General features: G+C 63.6%; 12 protein-coding genes. 2 read left to right on the top strand and 10 right to left on the bottom strand.

Annotated elements, in window-relative coordinates; all coding sequences use genetic code 11:
- Positions 1-43: 43 nt before the first annotated feature.
- The 5 genes from pyk to gcl form a co-directional block, all read right to left on the bottom strand.
- Complete coding sequence (gene pyk, locus HU748_RS06675) at positions 44-1,459, bottom strand: pyruvate kinase (RefSeq protein WP_186666733.1); 1,416 nt, start codon at positions 1,457-1,459, stop codon at positions 44-46.
- Positions 1,456-2,730, bottom strand: a complete 1,275-nt coding sequence (locus HU748_RS06670) for a glycerate kinase (RefSeq protein ID WP_186666732.1) — start codon at positions 2,728-2,730, stop codon at positions 1,456-1,458. The genes pyk and HU748_RS06670 overlap by 4 nt, the downstream gene beginning before the upstream one ends.
- Positions 2,731-2,919: 189 nt before the next feature.
- The gene (locus HU748_RS06665) at positions 2,920-3,813 is read right to left on the bottom strand and encodes a 2-hydroxy-3-oxopropionate reductase (protein ID WP_186719765.1); all 894 of its coding nucleotides are present in this window, start codon (positions 3,811-3,813) and stop codon (positions 2,920-2,922) included.
- Positions 3,814-3,942: 129 nt separating this feature from the next.
- Positions 3,943-4,725, bottom strand: coding sequence for a hydroxypyruvate isomerase (hyi, locus tag HU748_RS06660; protein WP_186719764.1), 783 nt, complete (start codon positions 4,723-4,725; stop codon positions 3,943-3,945).
- Between the two features lie 54 nt (positions 4,726-4,779).
- Positions 4,780-6,555 (bottom strand): glyoxylate carboligase, encoded by a 1,776-nt coding sequence (gene gcl / locus HU748_RS06655; protein WP_151924134.1) that lies wholly within the window; start codon positions 6,553-6,555, stop codon positions 4,780-4,782.
- A 257-nt stretch (positions 6,556-6,812) separates the two neighbouring features.
- Between gcl and HU748_RS06650 the strand changes: the two genes are divergently transcribed.
- Positions 6,813-7,253 carry a heme-binding protein gene (locus tag HU748_RS06650; protein WP_186666729.1) on the top strand — a complete coding sequence of 147 codons (441 nt, stop codon included), beginning with the start codon at positions 6,813-6,815 and terminating at the stop codon, positions 7,251-7,253.
- Between the two features lie 66 nt (positions 7,254-7,319).
- On the opposite strand, the gene HU748_RS06645 is transcribed toward HU748_RS06650, so the two are convergent.
- Positions 7,320-7,931, bottom strand: a complete 612-nt coding sequence (locus HU748_RS06645; RefSeq protein ID WP_054893651.1) for a TetR/AcrR family transcriptional regulator — start codon at positions 7,929-7,931, stop codon at positions 7,320-7,322.
- Between the two features lie 131 nt (positions 7,932-8,062).
- Between HU748_RS06645 and HU748_RS06640 the strand changes: the two genes are divergently transcribed.
- Positions 8,063-8,977, top strand: a complete 915-nt coding sequence (locus HU748_RS06640; protein WP_186666728.1) for a DUF808 domain-containing protein — start codon at positions 8,063-8,065, stop codon at positions 8,975-8,977.
- Between the two features lie 54 nt (positions 8,978-9,031).
- Here HU748_RS06640 and HU748_RS06635 read toward each other — a convergent pair whose 3' ends face one another.
- The 4 genes from HU748_RS06635 to HU748_RS06620 form a co-directional block, all read right to left on the bottom strand.
- The gene (locus HU748_RS06635; RefSeq protein WP_186666727.1) at positions 9,032-9,814 is read right to left on the bottom strand and encodes an outer membrane protein OmpK; all 783 of its coding nucleotides are present in this window, start codon (positions 9,812-9,814) and stop codon (positions 9,032-9,034) included.
- 354 nt (positions 9,815-10,168) lie between these two features.
- Entirely contained in the window at positions 10,169-10,954 is a 786-nt protein-coding gene (locus HU748_RS06630; protein WP_186709330.1) for an outer membrane protein OmpK, read from the bottom strand.
- Positions 10,955-11,091: 137 nt separating this feature from the next.
- Positions 11,092-12,447, bottom strand: a complete 1,356-nt coding sequence (locus tag HU748_RS06625; RefSeq protein ID WP_065861332.1) for a nucleobase:cation symporter-2 family protein — start codon at positions 12,445-12,447, stop codon at positions 11,092-11,094.
- A gap of 199 nt (positions 12,448-12,646) precedes the next feature.
- Positions 12,647-13,966 carry a urate hydroxylase PuuD gene (locus HU748_RS06620; protein ID WP_186666725.1) on the bottom strand — a complete coding sequence of 440 codons (1,320 nt, stop codon included), beginning with the start codon at positions 13,964-13,966 and terminating at the stop codon, positions 12,647-12,649.
- Positions 13,967-14,019: the final 53 nt, after the last annotated feature.

Raw genomic sequence — 14,019 nt, 5'->3', positions numbered from 1 at the left:
GCAGCGGCGAACCGCCGCTCCTACAAAAGTGCAGAGCCGGTCTTCAGATCAAAGTCTCGATCCGCAGGGTATTGGTGCTCCCCGGCTGGCCGAATGGCACCCCAGCGGTGATCAGCAGGGTGTCGCCGCGGCTGGCCATACCTTGCGCCTGGGCGATCTCCAGTGCAGTCGAGCAGATCTCATCGACCTGGCGCAGACGGTCGTTGACCACCGAATGCACACCCCAGGTGACGCTGAGTCGGCGCGCGGTCTTGAGGTTCGGCGTCAGGTTGAGGATGGGCGCCCGCGGTCGCTCGCGGGCGGCGCGCAGGGTCGAGGCCCCTGACTCGCTGTAGTTGACCAGCACTGCCACCGGCAGGATGCCGCTGATGCGCCGAATCGCGCAGCTGATGGCATCCGAAACCGTGGCCTCGGCCTTGGGGCGGCCGACGTCGAGCTGCGCCTGGTAGTCCGGGCCGTTCTCCACCTGGCGGATGATCTTGCTCATCATCTGCACCGCTTCCAGTGGATAGTCGCCGGAGGCGGTTTCGGCCGACAGCATCACCGCGTCGGCGCCTTCGGCCACGGCATTGGCCACGTCGGTGACCTCGGCGCGGGTCGGTGCGGGCGAGAAACGCATCGATTCGAGCATCTGCGTCGCTACCACCACCGGCTTGCCCAGTTGGCGGCAGGTATTGATGATGCGCTTCTGGATCTGCGGCACGCTCTCGGCCGGCACTTCCACGCCCAGGTCGCCCCGGGCGACCATGATCGCATCGGACAGCTCGGCGATGGCCTGCAGTTGCTCGACCGCCGAGGGCTTCTCGACCTTGGCCATCAGGTAGGCACGTTCGCCGATCAACTGGCGCGCCTCGACGATGTCTTCGGGGCGCTGGACGAACGACAGCGCCACCCAGTCCACGCCCAGTTCCAGGCCGAAGGCCAGGTCGCGGCGGTCCTTCTCGGTGAGCGGCGAGAGGTCCAGCACCGCCTGGGGGACGTTGACGCCCTTGCGATCGGACAGCTCGCCGCCAGCCAGCACTTCGGTGTCGATGGCGTCGGCGTGCTTGGCGGTGACCCGCAGGCGCAGCTTGCCATCGTCGAGCAGCAGGTCCATGCCGGGCTCCAGCGCGGCGATGATTTCCGGGTGGGGCAGATTGACCCGGCGGCTGTCGCCCGGGGCCTTGTCCAGGTCCAGGCGCAGGGCCTGGCCACGCTGCAACTGCACCTTGCCTTCGGCGAAGCGGCCGACACGCAGTTTCGGCCCCTGCAGGTCCATGAGGATGCCCAGCGGGTAGTTCAGTTGCTGCTCGACCTCGCGGATCCACTGGTAGCGCAGGGCGTGGTCGGCGTGTTCGCCGTGGCTGAAGTTGAGGCGGAAGATATTCACCCCGGCCTCGACCAGTTGGCGGATGTCATCGATGCCGTTGATCGCCGGCCCCAGGGTGGCGAGGATTTTCACTTTTTTATCGGGCGTCATGATTGCGAGGTCTCGAGGATCAGGATGGCGCGGAAGTCGTTGACGTTGGTGCGGGTCGGCTCGGTGACGATCAACGCATCGAGCGCAGCGAAGTAGCCATAGCCGTTGTTGTTGTCCAGCTCATCGCTGGCCGACAGGCCCAGGGCCTGTGCGCGGCCGAAGCTGTCCGGGGTCATCAGGGCGCCGGCGTTTTCTTCGGAGCCGTCGATGCCGTCGGTGTCGCCGGCCAGTGCGTACACGCCAGGCAGGCCCTTGAGGCTTTCGGTGAGGCTGAGCAGGAATTCGGCGTTGCGCCCGCCACGGCCATTGCCGCGCACGGTGACGGTGGTCTCGCCGCCGGACAGGATCACGCAGGGGGCCTTCAGCGGCTGGCCATGCAGGACGATCTGCCGGGTGATACCGGCGTGCACCTTGGCCACTTCGCGCGATTCACCTTCCAGATCCCCCAGGATCAGTGGGCTGAAACCGGCCTGGCGGGCTTTCACTGCGGCAGCCTCGAGTGATTGCTGGGGTTTGGCGATCAGTGTGAAGTGGCTGCGCGCCAGGGCTGGGTCATCGGCCTTGACGGTTTCCGATGCCGGGTTGTTCAGCCAGTCGATGACCGCTTTGGGCGCCTCGATGTCGTAGCGCTTGAGGATCGCCAGGGCATCGGCCGAGGTGCTCGGGTCGGCCACGGTGGGGCCGGAGGCGATGACGGTGGCCAGATCGCCCGGTACGTCGGAAATGGCGTAGGTATAGACAGTGGCGGGCCAGCAGGCCTTGGCCAGGCGTCCGCCCTTGATCGCCGAGAGGTGCTTGCGCACGCAGTTCATCTCGCCGATGGTCGCGCCGGACTTGAGCAGCGCCTTGTTGATCTGCTGCTTGTCGGCCAGCGTGAGGCCGTCGGCGGGCAGTGCCAGCAGGGCCGAGCCGCCGCCGGAGAGCAGGAAGATGACGCGGTCGTCTTCATCGAGGTTGCTGACCAGTTGCAGCACGCGCTTGGCGACCGCAAGGCCGGCGGCGTCGGGGACCGGGTGGGCGGCTTCGACCACCTCGATCTTCTGGCAATTGGCGCCATGGCCATAGCGGGTCACGACCAGGCCGGAGACTTCGCCCTGCCAGCTCTTCTCGACCACTTCAGCCATGGCGGCGGCGGCCTTGCCGGCACCGATGACGATGACCCGGCCGCTGCGGTCGGCGGGCAGGTGAGGTTCGAGGACCTGACGGGGGTGGGCGGCGGCGATGGCTGTGTCGAACAGCTCGCGCAGGAGTTTCTGTGGATCGACCGACATGGCAGGCTCCCAAAATTCTTGTTGTTCTGCGAAATCGAAAACGCCCCTGGAACTGCCTCCGTGCAGGCCGAACCAGGGGCGGGTGTTGCTCGGGGTCACCGCTGGGCCTGTGGTCGCAGGTTCAGCGGTGTTGGCTTCTTCGCTCCTAGGAGCGGGCTTGCCCGCGAAGAGGCCGGTATGGCTTACAAATTACTGGTCGTCACGAATCGAGAAGTTGGCCATGTGCTCCAGCCCCTTGATCAGCGCCGAGTGGTCCCAGTTGCTGCCACCCAGTGCTGCACAGGTGTTGAATACCTGCTGCGCATTGGAGGTGTTGGGCAGGTTGATACCCAGCTCCTTGGCGCCCTGCAGCGCCAGGTTGAGGTCTTTCTGGTGCAGGCTGATACGGAAGCCCGGGTCGAAGGTGCCCTTGATCATACGTTCGGCGTGCACTTCGAGAATCTTCGAGGAGGCGAAACCGCCCATCAGCGCCTCACGCACCTTGGCCGGGTCTGCGCCGTTCTTGGTGGCGAACAGCAGCGCTTCGCTGACGGCCTGGATGTTCAGGGCGACGATGATCTGGTTGGCCACCTTGGCGGTCTGGCCATCGCCATTGCCACCGACGCGCGTGATGTTCTTGCCCATGGCTTCGAACAGCGGCAGGGCGCGCTCGAAGGCTTTCGGGCAGCCGCCGACCATGATGCTCAGGGTTGCGGCCTTGGCGCCGACTTCACCGCCGGACACCGGGGCGTCCAGGTAGGCGGCGCCGGTGGCCTTGATTTTCTCGGCGAAGGCCTTGGTGGCGGTGGGGGAGATCGAGCTCATGTCGATCACCACCTTGTTCGGGCCGACACCTTCACCGACGCCATTCTCACCGAACAGCACGCTCTCGACCTGCGGGGTGTCGGGCACCATCACGATGATGAACTCGGCTTCCTGCGCCACCTCTTTAGGGTTGGCCAGGGCCACGGCGCCTGCGGCGATCAGGTCGGCGGGGGCGGCATCGTGGTGGGTGGAAACGAACAGGCTGTGACCTGCCTTTTGCAGGTTCTGGGCCATGGGCTTGCCCATGATGCCGGTGCCGATGAAACCGATTTTAGCCATGAGAATGTGCCTCTCTTGTTATAGGACGCGCGGATCCTGTGGGAGCGGGCTTGTCCCGCGATGGCGGTGGTGGGCTCACCGCCGCCATCGCGGGACAAGCCCTACTCCCCCAGGGAGCGACTGTGTTCGTTAGATCGCGTTATGGGTTTTCAGCCAGGCGAGCCCGGCCTCGGTGGTGGTCTTGGGCTTGTACTCCGCGCCCACCCAGCCCTGGTAGCCGATGCGGTCCAGGTGCTCGAACAGGAAGCGGTAGTTGATCTCGCCAGTGCCTGGCTCGTGACGACCAGGGTTGTCGGCGAGCTGGATGTGATTGATCTGCTTGAGGTGGGTTTCCATGGTCCGGGCCAGGTCACCTTCCATGATCTGCATGTGATAGATGTCGTACTGCAGGAACAGGTTGGCACTGCCCACCTCGGCCTGGATCTCCAGGGCCTGGGCGGTGGTGTTCAGGTAGAAACCGGGGATGTCGCGAGTGTTGATCATTTCCATGACCAGGCGGATCCCGGCGGCTTCGAGCTTGTCGGCGGCGTACTTGAGATTGTCGACGAAGGTCTTGCGCACATCGGCGCACTGCAGGCCTTGCGGACGGATACCGGCCAGGGCATTGACCTGTTTGTTGCCCAGCACCTTGGCGTATTCGATGGCCTTGTCGACGCCGGCGCGGAACTCTTCGACGCGGTCGGGGTGGCAGGTGATGCCGCGTTCACCTTTGGCCCAGTCGCCTGCAGGCAGATTGAACAGCACCTGGGTGAGGCCGTGGGCATCGAGCTGCTGTTTGATGTCGCTGGCGCTGAAATCGTACGGGAAGAGGTATTCGACACCGCTGAAGCCCGCGTCGGCGGCGGCCTTGAAGCGGGCCAGGAAATCCTGTTCGGTGAACAGCATGGACAGGTTGGCAGCGAAGCGAGGCATGGTTGTCTCCTTGCAGATGAAAGCCCCCGGCAGCCTGCGCGGGGGCGTCGGCAATCAGTCGAGCAGCGAGATGGCGGTCGGCGCGTCGTTGCCGACCAGTGCGAGGTCTTCGAACTCGTTGACCGCGTTGATCTCGGTACCCATGGAAATGTTGGTGACGCGCTCGAGAATCACCTCGACCACCACTGGCACGCGGAACTCTTCGGCCATTTTCTGCGCCTTGAGCAGGGCAGGGGCGATCTCGCCCGGCTCGAACACGCGCAGCGCCTTGCAACCCAGGCCTTCGACCACGGCGACGTGATCCACGCCGTAGCTGCCGGCTTCGCTGGAGTTGATGTTCTCGAACGCCAGTTGTACACAGTAATCCATGTCGAAGCCACGCTGGGCCTGGCGGATCAGGCCGAGGTAGGCGTTGTTCACCAGCACATGGACGTAGGGCAGGTTGAACTGCGCACCGACCGCCAGTTCCTCGATCATGAACTGGAAGTCGTAGTCACCCGACAGCGCGACCACCTTGCGTTTCGGGTCGGCCTTGACCACGCCCAGCGCTGCCGGGATGGTCCAACCCAGCGGGCCGGCCTGGCCACAGTTGATCCAGTGGCGCGGCTTGTACACGTGCAGGAACTGCGCGCCGGCAATCTGCGACAGGCCGATGGTGCTGACGTAGCAGGTGTCCTTGCCGAACACCTGGTTCATCTCTTCGTACACGCGCTGCGGCTTGACCGGCACGTTGTCGAAGTGGGTCTTGCGCTGCAGGCTCGACTTGCGCTCCTGGCAGTCTTCCAGCCAGGCCTTGCGGCACTTGAGCTTGCCGGCGGCTTTCCATTCGCGGGCCACTTCCAGGAAGGCGTCCAGCGCGGCACCGGCGTCGGAGACGATGCCCAGGTCCGGGGTGAACACACGACCGATCTGGGTCGGTTCGATGTCGACGTGTACGAACTTGCGGCCTTCGGTGTAGACATCGACCGAGCCGGTGTGACGGTTGGCCCAGCGGTTGCCGATGCCGAACACCAGGTCGGACTTGAGCAGCGTGGCGTTGCCGTAGCGGTGCGAAGTCTGCAGGCCGACCATGCCGACCATCAGTTCGTGGTCGTCAGGGATGGTGCCCCAGCCCATCAGGGTCGGGATCACTGGCACGCCGGTCAGTTCAGCGAACTCGACCAGCTTGTCGCTGGCGTCGGCGTTGATGATGCCGCCACCTGCGACCAGCAGCGGACGTTCGGCGTCATTGAGCAGGGCCAGGGCTTTCTCGGCCTGGATGCGCGTGGCCGAAGGCTTGTGTACCGGCAGTGGCGCGTAGGCGTCGATGTCGAATTCGATCTCGGCCATCTGTACGTCGAACGGCAGGTCGATCAGTACTGGGCCTGGGCGGCCGGTGCGCATTTCGTAGAAGGCTTTCTGGAAGGCATAGGGCACCTGGCCCGGCTCCAGCACGGTGGTGGCCCACTTGGTCACCGGCTTGACGATGCTGGTGATGTCGACGGCCTGGAAGTCTTCCTTGTGCAGACGGGCGCGGGGGGCCTGGCCGGTGATGCACAGGATCGGGATGGAGTCGGCCGAGGCGCTGTACAGGCCGGTGACCATGTCGGTGCCGGCTGGCCCGGAGGTGCCGATGCACACACCGATGTTGCCCGGGTTGGCGCGGGTGTAGCCCTCGGCCATGTGCGAGGCACCTTCGACGTGGCGAGCGAGGACGTGATCGATGCCGCCGACTTTCTTCAGGGCCGAGTACAGCGGGTTGATGGCAGCCCCGGGAATGCCGAATGCCGTCTCTACGCCTTCACGGCGCATGACCAGAACGGCTGCATCGATTGCTCTCATTTTGCTCATGATTTGTGCCTCATCGATTTTGTAATTGTATACAACCTACTTTGCTCCAAAGTGTATTCACGCTCTGAGCTTCAGGTCAATGTATTTTCATCGGGTAGATTGGCTTTCGCTGGAAACCCCACAGAAAAGGCTCTCTATCTGATTGAGTACGATCGTTCAAAAATATTGTATACAAAAAATCTTTCTGTTGTGTTCTATTTGCTTATCGGTTTTCAACTGCCCCTCAGGGCTTCTCACAACAAGAAGAGGACCTTTCCATGAACGCAATGACGCTCAACGTCGCCAACACCTTGGTCGCCGCTGCCCTTGCCGCCGGGCGCAAGATCGACGCCGCACCGCTGACGGTGGCGGTGCTGGATGCCGGCGGCCATCTGCTGGCCTTGCAACGCGAGGACGGCGCCAGTCTGTTACGTCCGCAGGTGGCCATGGGCAAGGCCTGGGGGGCTGTGGCCCTGGGCAAGGGGTCACGCCTGCTGGCGCTGGATGCGCAGCAGCGACCGGCGTTTTTCGCGGCGTTGAACGGCTTGGGCGAGCGGTCGGTGGTGCCCGCGCCAGGTGGGGTGCTGATCCGGGATCAGGCGGGAAAAGTGCTGGGTGCGGTGGGGGTCAGCGGGGACACGTCGGACATCGACGAGCAGTGCGCAATCACTGCCATCGAGGCGCTGGGGCTTACGGCTGATGCTGGCGTGGCTGTCTGATACAGCGTTGGCCTGCGCTCCCGCCAGGGCCAGTCGGCCACGGGTGGGAGCGGTGTACGCCGACCGTCAGGCCGCCTCGGGCTCACACCCCTTGAGCACCAGGCGGATGATGGTTTCGGCGGCGGCGTCGTAATCGCTGTCGGCGAGCTTTGCCTTGCCGGTCACCACGGCAATCTGCCAATCGAAGTCGGCGTAGGTTTGCGTGGCCGCCCAGATGCTGAACATCAGGTGATGCGGATCGACCGGGGCGATCTGGCCGCGCTCGATCCAGCGCTGGATGCACTCGATGTTGTGTCGTGCCTGCTCGTTGAGCTGCTCGACCTGCCCAGGCGACAGGTGCGGGGCGCCGTGCATGATCTCGCTGGCGAACACCTTGGAGGCATGTGGCAGGTCGCGGGAGATGCGGATCTTCGAGCGGATGTAGCCGCTGAGCACCTCTTTGGGATCGCCGTCGGCGTTGAACGGCGTGGACGCCTGCATGATCGGCGCGATGATGCTCTCGAGCACCTCGCGGTAGAGGTTTTCCTTCGACTTGAAGTAGTAGTAGACGTTCGGCTTGGGCAGCCCGGCCTTGGCAGCGATATCGCTGGTCTTGGTGGCGGCGAAGCCTTTGTCGGCGAATTCCTCGCTGGCCGCGCGCAGGATCAGTTCCTTGTTGCGCTCGCGAATCGTGCTCATGGTGTCTGAATCTTCCTGTGACTGGCCGCCTCTAATAGCGATCGGGCATGGTAGCACCGGCCCGGAGAGCGGCTCAAGGCGACGGCATTGGGCTAGAATCGGTCCTTTGCAATCATTGGAAACACAACGACATGGCAGGAAGCAGCTTACTGGTGTTGATCGACGACATCGCCACGGTGCTGGACGATGTTTCGCTGATGACCAAGGTCGCGGCGAAGAAGACCGCAGGTGTGCTGGGCGATGACCTGGCGCTCAACGCCCAGCAGGTCACCGGGGTACGGGCCGAACGGGAGATTCCGGTGGTCTGGGCGGTGGCCAAGGGTTCGCTGCTGAACAAGGCGATCCTGGTGCCGGCGGCCCTGCTCATCAGCGCTTTCATCCCCTGGGCGGTCACCCCGCTGCTGATGCTCGGGGGTGCCTACCTGTGCTTCGAGGGCTTCGAGAAGCTGGCGCACAAGTTCCTGCACAGCCAGGAGGAGGATCAGGCGCAGCACATGGCGCGCAAGGAGGCCGTGGCCGATGTGAATGTCGACCTGGTGGCCTTCGAGAAGGACAAGATCAAGGGCGCAGTGCGCACTGACTTCATCCTCTCCGCCGAAATCATCGCCATCACCCTCGGTACAGTGGCCGATGCGCCGCTGAGCCAGCAGATCATCGTGCTATCAGGCATCGCCGTGGTCATGACGCTGGGTGTGTACGGGCTGGTGGCCGGAATCGTCAAGCTCGATGACCTGGGGCTGTGGCTGACTCGCAAGGGCTCGAGCCTGGCGCAAGCGGTCGGTAATGGCATCCTGCGTGCGGCCCCCTACATGATGAAGGGCCTGTCGGTGATCGGCACTGCGGCCATGTTCCTGGTCGGTGGCGGCATTCTCGTGCACGGCATCGCGCCGTTGCACCACGCCATCGAGGCCTTTGCCGACGGCCGTGGCGGGGCACTGACCGGAGCGTTGATCAATGGCGTGCTGGGGGTAGTGGCCGGGGCAGTGGTGCTGGCGGTGGTGAGCGTGGTTGGCAAGTTGTGGCGGGTGGTGCGGCCAGCAGCGTGATCGTCGGTGGGTCTGCTTCGCGGTTTTACCCGCGAAGCAGACCCACCGCTCAGATCAGAAGTGCACCTTGACCAGGAAGCTCATGGTGTTCTGGTCGGTGGTGAAGGCATCGCTGTCCTTGATCCCGTACTTGTCGCTCCAGTAGTCATACTCGATACCGACGTACAGTTGCTTCTCGCCCAGGTGCAAGGCCTTGCCCAGGTCATATTTGACCTGCGGGTTGAAGTGCAGGTTGGCGTGGTAGCTGCCACGGCTGTTCTCGTCGTTGTCCACCACCCAGTCCATGAAACCGTCGATCAGCACATCCGATGAGCCCACGGGAATGGTGTAGGACCACACCGGAGTGATCTGCCAGACATGATCACCCGGACGGCTGCCATCGGTGGTGCGGTGGTAGAAGTTCAGCTGGAAATAGTCGAAGCCGGGAATCGCCAGGTCGAAGCCAGGGCCGATCAGGTAGGACTCGGTATCACCCTCGCCGAACTCGTAGGTCATGGCCAGCAGCACATCCTTGACCGGGCCGAACTCCAGCTTCTGGTCGAAGATCTTGCCGAACGACAGGCGTGGGCTGATCTCGCCGTAGTAGGTGTTCGGGCCGTTGTTGGCGTCCTTCTTGCCCTGGTAGAAGATCTTGTCGACGAAGATGAAGTTATCGCCGTACTTCCAGGCATCGGCGTGCTCGAAGGTGACGGTCTGCTGGGTCTCGGGGTTGACCTTGAAGTTCTTGCCCCAGAGGTAGGTCAGGCTGTTGGTCTGCCACTGCAGCAGGTCTTCGGCGAAGCTGGTGCCGCAGGCGAGCAGGCCGCCGGCGAGGATCAGGCTGTTGATGATGCGCATTGCGTGTGTCGCTCCCTTGATTGGATATTGCTGTCAGCGCTCGTGTCGGCGCCTTTCTTGTCTTTCGGGTCAGTTTTTTCGGGTTGGCCACAGCTCTCTGGCAAGTGCTGCGCCAACTTTCCGGGTTGGTCACAACCATCCTGCTCGACGTCGTTCTGAACGGATGAAAAGGGTGTTTCTGGCTGGCAAAACATCGACCAACCGCCCGAATTCATTGACTGAGCGGTCAGTAAACGCGGGCAGGATCCGGCCTGCCCTGAGCGAGGGGGCGCGCAGATTACTGGCTTGCGCGCCGGTCCTCAAGTGCTCCGTCCTGGAGCGCGGTGATACAAAATTGGGCGTTCGGTCAGGTTCTTAGAAATGCACCTTGACCAGCGCACTGGCCACGCTCTGGTTGCTCTGTAGATTGCCGCGGCTGTCGATGCCGTACTTGTCCTTCCAATAGCTGTACTCGAAGCCCACATACAACTGCCTGGCGCCCAGGTTGAGGGCCTTGCCCAGGTCGTACTTGACCTGTGGGTTGAAGTGCAGGTTGGCGTGGTAGGTGCCGCGGCGGGTCTGGTCGTTGTCGGTCACCCAGTCCATGTAGCCGTCGATCAGAAGGTCGGAGCGGCCCAGGGGAATGGTGTACGACCAGCCGGGGGTGAACTGCCAGACGTTGTCGCCGGGGCGACTGCCCTCGGTGTTGCGCAGGTAGATGTTGAGGTAGAAATAGTTGAAGCCGGGGATGTCCAGGTCGAACCCTGGGCCGATCAGGTAGGCCGCGTTCAACCCTTCGCCACGCTCGTAGGTCATGGCCAGCAGCACGTCCTTGACCGGGCCGAAGGCCAGCTTGCGGTCTAGGATCTTGCCGAACGACAGGCGCGGGCTGAATTCACCGTAGTAGGTGTTCACACCTTTGCTGGCGTCGGTCTTGCCGTTGTAGAAGATCTTGTCGATGAACAGGAAGGTGTCACCGTACTTCCACTTGTTGGCGTGCTCGAAGGTAATGGTCTGCTGGATGTCCGGGTTGACCTTGAAATCCTTGCCGTAGAGGTAGGTCAGGCTTTCGCCGTGCCATTGCAGCCAGTCGCCCGCGAAGGCGGGGAGGGTGGCCAGCAGGCTGCTGCCCAGCAGCAGGGACGAGGTGGTGCGCTTCATGTGCGAGTTCCCGTGTTCTTGTTGTTGTTCGAGGTGTCTTCGGCGCGCAGGCGCCCCGGACGGCCCGCTCCCGTGGGCCGCCGGTACTGCGTTTCACTGCTTGGATGAGACGGGCGACCAGGGCGCCGCCCGCTGACTCAGTGCGGGTGACAGGCCTCGTTGTGGGCCGCGCGTTCGGCGCCCCCGAGGATGTTGAACAGCACGTTCAGCACCAGGGCGCTGAGCGTGGCCATGGCGATGCCGCTGTGGGTAATGGGCTCCATCCACTGCGGCATCTGCGCAAAGAACTCCGGACGCACCACGGGGATCAGACCGAAGCCCACGCTGACCGCGACCAGCAACTGATTGCGCCGGTCACTGATGTCGGCCTCCTGGAGGATCTTGATGCCGGTGGCGGTGACCATGCCGAACATGGCAATGGAGGCGCCGCCCAGTACCGCAGGCGGGATCGAGGCGATCAGGAAGGCCGCCTTGGGCAGCAGGCTGAGCAGGATCAACAGTGCGCCTGCAACCACCGTGACATAGCGGCAGCGCACGCCGGTCATCTGCACCAGGCCGATGTTCTGGGCGAAGGAGGAATGGGTGAAGGTATTGAAGAAACCGGCTACGAACGAGGCGCCGGCATCGCACAGCAGGCCGCGACGCAGCATGCCGGGTGTCACTTCGCGGTCGGTCACCTTGCCCAGGGCCAGGAACATGCCGGTGGACTCGACGAAGATGATCACCACCACCAGGCACATCGACAGGATCGGCGCGAGGCTAAAGGTCGGCATGCCGAAGTGCAGCGGTGTGACCACCTGCAGCCACGGCGCTTCGTTCAGGCCCGACAGGTCGACCATGCCGATGGAACCGGCCAGCACATACCCCAGGCCCATGCCCACCAGCACCGACACGTTGACCCAGAAGCCACGCATGAAGCGATTGATCAGCAGGATCACGGCCAGCACCAGGCCTGCGACCATCAGGTAGATCGGCGAGCCGAAGGTTTCCGCCTGCTGCCCGCCGCCAGCCCAGTTGACCGCGACCGGGAACAGCGACAGACCGATGGAGGTGATCACGGTGCCTGTGACCAATGGCGGGAAGAAGCGCACCACCTTGGACATGAACGGCGCGATCAGCATGCCGAAGAACCCGGCAGCGATGGTCGCGCCGAAGATCCCCTGCAAGCCCACGCCGGGCATGCCGGCCATGGCCACCATGCTGCCGACGGCGGCGAAGCTTGCGCCCATCATCACCGGCATGCGGATGCCCACCGGGCCGATGCCGAACGATTGGATGATGGTGGCGACGCCGGCCACGAGCAGGTCGGCGTTGATCAGGAAAGCGACTTCTTCACGGGACAGCCCGGCGGCCTGGCCGATGATCAGCGGTACGGCGATGGCGCCGCCGTACATCAGCAGGACATGTTGCAGGCCCACCAGGATCAGCTGGAACAGGGGCAGGGGCTGTCGTGGCGGCGCAACGGGGATGTACGCCTTGGGTGACTCGGACATGCAGCACCTCGAGTTTTGTTTTTATTCTCGGATCCAAGCGGGCAGCTCCAGGCGGCAGGCGCTTCGGTTGAAGGACCTGGGGTTCCCGGATGGAGCCGCACGCTCGATGCTTGCTTGTTACGGTATTTCATTGGAAGCGAGGCCGGCAGGACCGGCCTCTTCGCGGGCAAGCCCGCTCCCACAAACAGGCAGTGGGGTGTCAGTTGACCGGGGCGCCCTTGGCGATCCAGTCACCGACCAGCTTGCGTTCCTCGACGGTCATCTGGGTGATGTTGCCCAGCGGCATGATCTGGCTGGCCACGGCCTGCGCCTGGATGCGCGCGGCCTGGGCCTGGATCTGCTGCGGGGTGTCGAACATCACGCCGCCCGGGGCGGTGCTGAACAATGGGCTGGTCGGTTTCGACGAGTGGCACACGGTGCAGCGTTCCTGAATGACGTTGTGGATCTTCTCGAAGTTGCCGGGCGCCGCCTGGGCGGTGGCCTGGGCCGGAGCTTCGGCAGGTGCCTGGGCAGCCTTGGCCGCTTCCTCGGCGCGTAGCTCGGCAGCGGTCTTGCCGCCGACCGCGGTGGCTGGCAACGGCTGGTACTCGATCTTCGCGGCAGCCTGCTCGGGCGAGGTCGGCAGCGGCTTGGGACCGGTCACATAGGCCAGGCAGATCATCGCCAGGGCACCCACGGGCAGGGTCCAGGCGTACTTGTTGCTGTCGTGGCGGGTGTTGAAATAGTGACGGATCAGTACCGCAGCCACTGCGATCCCGGCCAGGATCAGCCAGTTGTACTGGCTGCCGTAGGTGCTCGGGAAGTGGTTGCTGATCATGATGAACAGCACCGGCAGGGTGAAGTAGTTGTTGTGTCGCGAGCGCAGCAAGCCCTTGGCCGGCAGTACCGGATCAGGGGTCTGGTTGTTCTCGATCGCCGCCACCAGCTGGCGCTGGGCCGGCATGATGATGCGGAACACGTTGCCGACCATGATGGTGCCGATGATCGCGCCGGTGTGCAGGTACGCGCCACGACCGCTGAACACCAGGCTGAAGCCCCAGCACGCGGCGATGATCAGCACGAACAGCACGGCGCCAAGCAGGGCAGGGCGCTTGCCCAGCGGTGAGTCGCAGAGGAAGTCGTAGACGAACCAGCCGACGATCAGCGAACCGATGCCGATGGCCACGCCTTCTGCGCCGCTCAGGGTGCTGCCCGGTGCCAGCAGGTACAGGGTTGGGTTCCAGTAGAACACCACGCACAGCAAGGCGATCCCGGACATCCAGGTGAAGTAGGCTTCCCATTTGAACCAGTGCAGGTTCTCGGGCATTTTCGGTGGTGCGAGCTTGTATTTCTCCAGGTGGTAGATACCACCGCCATGGATGGCCCAGAGGTCACCTGACAACCCATCGCGCGGGTTGCTTCGATTCAGGTGGTTCTCCAGCCAGACGAAGTAGAACGATGCACCGATCCAGGCCACGCCGGTGATCATGTGAACCCAGCGAATGCTCAGGTTCAGCCATTCGTGAAGGTGTGCTTCCACAGTATGTACCTCTGCCGATCACCGACGGGCCGAGACCCGGGATGACCGACCTT

Source organism: Pseudomonas sp. RW3S2, from assembly GCF_014268955.1.
In the GTDB taxonomy this organism is placed as follows: domain Bacteria; phylum Pseudomonadota; class Gammaproteobacteria; order Pseudomonadales; family Pseudomonadaceae; genus Aquipseudomonas; species Aquipseudomonas wayambapalatensis.
Note: the sequence above shows the minus strand (reverse complement) of the source record. Positions and strands in the feature narration are given on the sequence as shown.

Coding starts and splice junctions, on each gene's coding strand:
- pyk (WP_186666733.1), bottom strand. CDS start 1,459: ATGACGCCCGATAAAAAAGTGAAAATCCTCGCCACCCTGGGGCCGGCG.
- HU748_RS06670 (WP_186666732.1), bottom strand. CDS start 2,730: ATGTCGGTCGATCCACAGAAACTCCTGCGCGAGCTGTTCGACACAGCC.
- HU748_RS06665 (WP_186719765.1), bottom strand. CDS start 3,813: ATGGCTAAAATCGGTTTCATCGGCACCGGCATCATGGGCAAGCCCATG.
- hyi (WP_186719764.1), bottom strand. CDS start 4,725: ATGCCTCGCTTCGCTGCCAACCTGTCCATGCTGTTCACCGAACAGGAT.
- gcl (WP_151924134.1), bottom strand. CDS start 6,555: ATGAGCAAAATGAGAGCAATCGATGCAGCCGTTCTGGTCATGCGCCGT.
- HU748_RS06650 (WP_186666729.1), top strand. CDS start 6,813: ATGAACGCAATGACGCTCAACGTCGCCAACACCTTGGTCGCCGCTGCC.
- HU748_RS06645 (WP_054893651.1), bottom strand. CDS start 7,931: ATGAGCACGATTCGCGAGCGCAACAAGGAACTGATCCTGCGCGCGGCC.
- HU748_RS06640 (WP_186666728.1), top strand. CDS start 8,063: ATGGCAGGAAGCAGCTTACTGGTGTTGATCGACGACATCGCCACGGTG.
- HU748_RS06635 (WP_186666727.1), bottom strand. CDS start 9,814: ATGCGCATCATCAACAGCCTGATCCTCGCCGGCGGCCTGCTCGCCTGC.
- HU748_RS06630 (WP_186709330.1), bottom strand. CDS start 10,954: ATGAAGCGCACCACCTCGTCCCTGCTGCTGGGCAGCAGCCTGCTGGCC.
- HU748_RS06625 (WP_065861332.1), bottom strand. CDS start 12,447: ATGTCCGAGTCACCCAAGGCGTACATCCCCGTTGCGCCGCCACGACAG.